7 protein-coding genes and 1 tRNA gene are annotated in these 5,055 nt (G+C 61.8%); 5 read left to right on the top strand and 3 right to left on the bottom strand.

The features are described from left to right. On the top strand, nucleotides 1-195 hold a 195-nt coding region (locus Q427_RS34310; protein ID WP_231613760.1), incomplete at its 5' end, for a hypothetical protein. After that, nucleotides 135-278, top strand: coding sequence for a universal stress protein (locus tag Q427_RS31465; protein ID WP_331280651.1), 144 nt, complete (start codon nucleotides 135-137; stop codon nucleotides 276-278). The genes Q427_RS34310 and Q427_RS31465, both read left to right, overlap by 61 nt. Here Q427_RS31465 and Q427_RS17310 read toward each other — a convergent pair. Continuing rightward, a complete protein-coding gene (locus Q427_RS17310) occupies nucleotides 230-1,615 on the bottom strand; it encodes a sensor domain-containing diguanylate cyclase (protein WP_231613759.1) in 1,386 nt (461 codons plus the stop codon). The two genes, Q427_RS31465 and Q427_RS17310, sit on opposite strands and share 49 nt — an antisense overlap. Before the next feature lie 391 nt (nucleotides 1,616-2,006). Here Q427_RS17310 and Q427_RS17305 point away from each other — a divergent pair, with 391 nt between their 5' ends. After that, the gene (locus Q427_RS17305; protein WP_051496484.1) at nucleotides 2,007-2,459 is read left to right on the top strand and encodes a helix-turn-helix domain-containing protein; all 453 of its coding nucleotides are present in this window, start codon (nucleotides 2,007-2,009) and stop codon (nucleotides 2,457-2,459) included. After that, nucleotides 2,459-3,022, top strand: coding sequence for a PIN domain-containing protein (locus Q427_RS17300; RefSeq protein WP_043516251.1), 564 nt, complete (start codon nucleotides 2,459-2,461; stop codon nucleotides 3,020-3,022). The genes Q427_RS17305 and Q427_RS17300 overlap by 1 nt, the downstream gene beginning before the upstream one ends. Nucleotides 3,023-3,204: 182 nt before the next feature. On the opposite strand, the gene Q427_RS17295 is transcribed toward Q427_RS17300, so the two are convergent. Together Q427_RS17295 and ispB are read right to left on the bottom strand one after the other, a co-directional pair. Next, nucleotides 3,205-3,281, bottom strand: a tRNA-Pro gene (locus Q427_RS17295). Between the two features lie 100 nt (nucleotides 3,282-3,381). Then, nucleotides 3,382-4,389 (bottom strand): octaprenyl diphosphate synthase, encoded by a 1,008-nt coding sequence (ispB, locus tag Q427_RS17290; protein WP_043516248.1) that lies wholly within the window; start codon nucleotides 4,387-4,389, stop codon nucleotides 3,382-3,384. 283 nt (nucleotides 4,390-4,672) lie between these two features. Between ispB and rplU the strand changes: the two genes are divergently transcribed. Continuing rightward, nucleotides 4,673-4,984 (top strand): 50S ribosomal protein L21, encoded by a 312-nt coding sequence (gene rplU / locus Q427_RS17285; RefSeq protein WP_043516246.1) that lies wholly within the window; start codon nucleotides 4,673-4,675, stop codon nucleotides 4,982-4,984. The last annotated feature ends 71 nt before the right edge of the window (nucleotides 4,985-5,055 follow it).

The following is a 5,055-nucleotide window of genomic DNA, read 5'->3' as shown; positions in this document are numbered from 1 at the left end:
CAGGAGCGGCGGCAGGAGCTTGCCCGGCAGAACGAAGAGCGGGCCCGAGAGACGCTGGATAGTGCCCGGCGAGTCGTCGACCTGGCGGGGCTGAAAGTAACGGAATTGATACGCGCGGGCCGCCGGCCGATACGATACTGCGCGAGGCCAATGAGATTGCAGCCGATGCCATCGTCATGGGCAGCCGTGGCGTAAGCGAGCTAAAGGGACTGCTGGTGGGCAGCGTTTCTCACAAGGTAATGCATTCGGCGCCGTGTACGGTCATCACCGTGACCTGAGGCCGCTCAGATATCGGCGTCGGCGATGCCCACCCGATTTCGACCCGAGTGCTTGGCGCGATATAGCGCGCTGTCGACGCGAGCCAGAAGCGCTTCCGGCTGTCGCCGCGCCGGTACTCCGTGATGCCAAGGCTGATGGTCACGGCCAGGCCGTGAAGACGAGTCTCCGCCACCTGCTGGCGTAGCCGCTCGGCGAAGACGGTCCCCCCTTGGGCGGATGAGTCCTGCAGCAGAATGGCAAACTCCTCACCGCCCCAGCGAGCCAGCAGATCTGTGCTGCGCAGGGTCTGGCTGACCAGCGTGGCCAGGCGCTTGAGGATGATGTCTCCCGTTTCGTGACCATGCTGGTCGTTGACCGACTTGAAGTGATCGATATCGAACAGCAGCAACGAGAAGGTGTTGTCGCTGCGCTCGGCCTGGCGAATCGCCTTGCGCATGGCGGTGTCGAAGGCACGGCGGTTGTGGGCGCCGGTCAGGTGGTCGCGGGTGGCCTGGTGTTCGAGCTCGCTCTCCATCCGCTTGCGTTCGGCAATGTTGTGGAACACGGCGATGAAGTGCCGAATATTGCCCGCATCGTCATATACGGCGGTGATCGACTGCCATAGCGGATAGATCTCACCATACTTGTTGCGGTTCCATATCTCGCCCTGCCAGTGACCGGTTTCCAGCACCGAGTCCCAGAGACTGACGTAGAACGCCTTGTCATGGCGCCCGGACTTGAAGAGCTTCGGTGTCAGGCCGACCACCTCTTCCTCCGCGTAACCGGTGATGTCGGTAAAGGCCCGGTTGACCCGCTCGATTCGCATGTCGGCATCGGTGATCAGCGTGGCCTGGCCGGTCTGGAACACGCTGGCCAGCAGCTTGAGCTCCTCCTCCTGGCGCTTGCGCTCGGTAATGTCCTCCTTCACCGCCACGAAGTTGACGATCTCGCCGCTGTCGTTGCGTATCGGCGTAAGCGTCTCGGCCTCCCAGTAGAGCTCGCCGTTCTTCTTGCGGTTCTGCAGCTCCCCCTGCCAGACATGACCGCTGCGCAGCGTTTGCCACATGTCGCGATAGACGCTCTCCGGCGTCATGCCAGACTGGATCATGGCGGGAGTCTTGCCAACCAGCTCCTCGCGGGTATAGCCGGTGACATCGAGGAAGCGCTGGTTGACGTACTCGATCCGGCCGTCGGTATCGGTGATGGCGGTCGCGGCAGGGCTCTGCTCCACGGCGATATAGAGCTGGTAGAACTTCGCTCGAAGCGTGTCCAGATCGGCGCTTGCCCAGTCGGAGCCGAGACTTGCCGAATATGTGGTCGTGCTGTCGAGCGGCGTGCCGTGGCCGTCTGTCTTCACAGCGCCCTCCGAACTGTTGGACTTGTTCTGGTGCAAGTCTCTTGTCGATATTGTTTGAATTTGCAGTCGGTAAGGGGGCAATGTCGACCCCAGAAAGGCAGAGCTTAGCCCTTTTTTGACATGCGTTCATCCGTATAGGGTCGTGGGGGAGGGGTGGGCGCAACGAAAAACCGCCACCCGGCATAGGAGTCCCTGCGGTAGCAGAGAACCTGCACCTTCACGCAGGCGGGGTCCGCTGCTCGAACGCACCTCCCGAGCACACAAGTCCGGAGATCAATAGCCTGTTTCGGATATTGCGAATTTTGTTTATTTCGAATAGCCTGGCAAGTAACAATCGAGCTCGCTACGGCAGCCAGCCAAGCGTATCGCGTGCTGCCAGGAGGTTATTGCCATGAATCATACTGCCCGGGATACCTTGTCCCACGATGCCGAGCTCACCCGCCTGGCCAGGGCTAGTGCCACTGAGCTCAGCCAACTGCTTCGTGAGCGGCCCGAGAGTGACCGTGCGCATATCAAACTGGATGGGGCGGACCTGGTGCTGCCGCGTCAGGCACTGGTTTTGCTGCGTGATCTGCTGACCGAGATGGCGCAGGGAAATACGGTGACCATTCTCCCCACTCATGCCGAGGTGACGACTCAGGAAGCCGCAAACATGCTGAACGTCTCACGGCCGCATCTGGTCAAGCTGCTGGAGGAGGGTGCCCTTCCGTTCAGCCGGGTCGGCACGCATCGACGGATCCGCCTGCAAGATCTGCTCGCCTACCGGCGTCAGCAGGAGGAAGCGTCCGAGGCTGCACTCCAGGAGTTGGCCGACCAGGCCCAGGACCTGGATATGGGCTACTGATGCGCTTCGTCGTCATCTACGACGCCTGCGTGCTTTATCCCGCACCATTGCGGGACTTGTTGATGCGTCTGGCCACCACCGGGCTTTTCGCGGCACGCTGGACGGAGCAGATCCACGACGAGTGGACGCGCAACCTGCTCAGGAAGCGTCCCGAGCTGGCGGAGGCGATACCGCGGACCGTCGAACTCATGAATAAGGCGGTGCCGGATGCCTTGGTCACCGGGCACGAGCCGCTAATCCCGGTAATCGAGCTGCCCGATACTGATGACCGCCATGTGCTGGCCGCTGCCATTCGCGCCGGGGCTCAACTGATCGTCACCTTCAACTTGAAAGATTTTCCTGCCGATACCCTGGACGGCTTCGGTATCGAAGCCGTCCATCCGGACACATTCCTGGAGCAGCAGTTCGAGCTGAACGAAGGGTTGGTGCTCCAAACGGCCCATCGTCACCGCGCCAGCCTGCGCAAGCCGCCGAGAAGCGCTGAGGAGTATCTCGACACCCTGGCAGCTTGTGGCCTGATCGTCATTGCAGACAGGCTTCGGGAGTTTATCGAGATCCTGTAGCGTTGAGTAGACTGAGTGACCTCCGCGTAACCGAAGGCGAGGTATCTTTCGTCGTGTTGTATGGACTGCTTGTAAGAGAAGGCAGGTTTCGCTGCTCGCTACTGATTTGATGCCTGACCAGGAGCGCAACGAAAAACCGCCACCCGGAATGATCCGTAGGTGGCGGTTTTTACTGAATTCTCTGGTCGGAGTAGCAGGATTCGAACCTACGACCTCTGCCTCCCGAAGGCAGCGCTCTACCAAGCTGAGCTATACTCCGATTTTTGCCAGTTTTCTCTGTGCCGTCAGGCGCCTGGGCGCCTGACGAGATCGGCATTATACGCAATTGCCTTGGGCTTGCAAGTCCTCCGGCGGCTACCTCAGGCCTCCCGATCCACCGCCATGCGGGCCAGTTCGGCCATGCTGTCCCGGTAGCGGCTGGCGGGCAGGAGATCCAGCTGCTCCAGGGCCTTGGCAGCCATCTCCTCGGCGCGGGCGCGGGTGTAGTCCAGCGCCCCGGTGTCGCGCACGATGGCCAGCACGTCGTCCAGATGGTCGAGGCCGCCCTGACGGATGGCCTGGCGAATGAGCCTGGCCTGCTCGGGGGTGCCGGCGGACATGGCCTGTATCAGGGGCAGGGTGGGCTTGCCTTCGGCCAGGTCATCGCCCACGTTCTTGCCCATGGCGGTGGCATCGCCCTGATAGTCCAGCAGGTCGTCGATGAGCTGGAAGGCGAGCCCCAGGTAGCGGCCGTAGTACCGCAGTGCCGCCTCCTGCTGCGGGGTCGCCTCGGCGAGGATCGCGCCGCTGTGCGACGCAGCCTCGAACAGCATGGCGGTCTTGCCCAGGATGGTCTCGAAGTAGGTGGCCTCGTCGATATCGGGATTGCCCACGTTGGTGAGCTGCTGCACCTCACCCTCGGCAATCACGCAGGTGGCGCCCGACAGCACGCCCATGATCCGCAGTGAACCGATCTCCACCATCATCTGGAAGGAGCGGGAGTAGAGATAGTCGCCCACCAGTACCGAAGGCGCATTGCCCCAGGCGTCGTTGGCGGTGGCGCGGCCCCGGCGCATATGGGAATCATCCACCACGTCGTCATGCAGCAGCGTCGAGGTGTGCATGAACTCGATCAGGGTGGCCAGGGAGATGTGCTTGTCGCCCTGGTAGTCCAGCGAGCGGGCCGCCAGCAGTACCAGCAGCGGGCGCAGGCGCTTGCCGCCGCTGGCAATGATGTACTGCCCGATGGTCTCCACCAGCGGAACCCGAGAGGCCAGCTGGGACATGATGCTGCGGTTGACTGCGGCAAAGTCATCGGCAACCGCGGCGTGGAGCGGCGAGGCCGGGGTGGTGCTGGCAGATGAATTCGAAGAGACGTTGGCTGGCATGGATTCGTTGTCATCAGGCAGTGGGGCCGGCAAGTCGGAGGCATTGCCCGTGGCCTTGGGTTGCGGGTCATGCTATGGGGCCCCCGAAGGGCGTCAAGCGGCGTCAAGCCTGCCTATGACGGGAAGCAGTAGCTAGTCAAGATGTGGCTTGAACGGCTTGGTGGGTGTCGTTATAATACGCGGCCCACTCATCACGCTCCCTGTCAGATGGCTGCCAAAAGGGGCGCCACTCGAAGCAGGCCGACGAAGAGCCAACCCCGATGAGTTCTGGAGAGACACGCACATGTATGCAGTAATCAAGAGCGGTGGCAAGCAGTACCGCGTTCAGGAAGGCCAGACTCTCAAGCTCGAGAAGCTGGAAGTGCCGACCGGCGAAACCATCGAGTTCGACCAGGTCCTGCTGGTAGCCGACGGTGAAGACGTTACGGTTGGTGCACCGCTGGTTGACGGTGCCAAGGTGGCTGCCGAGATCGTTTCCCACGGCCGTGGCGAGAAGATCCGCATCATCAAGTTCCGTCGCCGGAAGCACAGCATGAAGCGTCAGGGCCACCGTCAGTGGTTTACTGAAGTCAAGATCACCGGGATCTCCGCGTAAGCGGTAACCCCCTGAACGAGCGAGGACTTTGCAATGGCTCATAAGAAGGCAGCCGGCTCTACCGTAACGGC

The sequence above is a fragment of the Halomonas sp. BC04 genome, assembly GCF_000568385.1.
Note: the sequence above shows the minus strand (reverse complement) of the source record. Positions and strands in the feature narration are given on the sequence as shown.

Coding starts and splice junctions, on each gene's coding strand:
- Q427_RS17305 (WP_051496484.1), top strand. CDS start 2,007: ATGAATCATACTGCCCGGGATACCTTGTCCCACGATGCCGAGCTCACC.
- Q427_RS17300 (WP_043516251.1), top strand. CDS start 2,459: ATGCGCTTCGTCGTCATCTACGACGCCTGCGTGCTTTATCCCGCACCA.
- ispB (WP_043516248.1), bottom strand. CDS start 4,389: ATGCCAGCCAACGTCTCTTCGAATTCATCTGCCAGCACCACCCCGGCC.
- rplU (WP_043516246.1), top strand. CDS start 4,673: ATGTATGCAGTAATCAAGAGCGGTGGCAAGCAGTACCGCGTTCAGGAA.